Source organism: Lujinxingia vulgaris (assembly GCF_007997015.1).
Classification (GTDB): Bacteria; Myxococcota_A; Bradymonadia; order Bradymonadales; family Bradymonadaceae; genus Lujinxingia; species Lujinxingia vulgaris.
Genome location: NZ_VOSM01000047.1, coordinates 1 through 763, shown reverse-complemented (window position 1 = coordinate 763; position 763 = coordinate 1). Strand labels below are relative to the sequence as shown.

1 protein-coding gene is annotated in these 763 nt (G+C 30.7%); it reads right to left on the bottom strand.

The features are described from left to right. Positions 1–630, bottom strand: a 630-nt coding sequence (locus FRC98_RS22330) for a hypothetical protein (protein WP_146983500.1), incomplete at its 3' end; no start/stop codon positions are given. Between the last annotated feature and the right edge of the window lie 133 nt (positions 631–763).

Below are 763 nucleotides of genomic sequence, written 5' to 3'. Positions count from 1 at the left end.
ATCATCAATATCGTCACTATCATCAATAAGAAAACCCTTAGGCTTGTTATCCAGGAACTTGTTCAGAAATACTGTAATGAAAGGAACATAGGAGTTTGTCGCTAGGTATTTGACCAAATAGGATCGTCCAGTTCCTATAGAACCTATCACTAAAATACCCCTACTAGGGGGAGGTAGGGCTAAGCGGAGCGAAAAGGGTTTTCCATGAGATGGGAAATGAAAACTATTAGCCCCCCGCAAGGTTTGTGAATAAGTAATTGTCTGATAATTAGCAAGGAATATACGTCTTTCTGCTAAACAGGATGTATTGAATTCATAAATCATTAGATACTTTTTATGAATGTCAACTAAATATCGTAAGTAAATTGCTCCCGGTTGTTCAATCATTTGATAACCAGAGTTATTCTTTGATAAATGATGACTATGAGTCAGACTCAATAGAATTTGATCAATCCTTTTTTCTGTCGTTAAGGTAGAAAACTGAACCAAGAATTCTCTTTCTTTATCATCAATCGAATTACTGTTCAAGACCCAGGATTCTATTTTATCATCAATCCAATCACCATTCACGTTTTTTATTTTTCTTATCAATAAATAAATCTCTTTACTTATATAACTTAAATATCTCATATTTCTCAAAAAAATAATTCAATTAATAAAATTTAATATAATACTTATAAAATCAATAAAATTAATATTCAAATATTTTTTCTTAAAACATATTAATTTAACCCCATAAACAAAACCACCACCCAATAACATG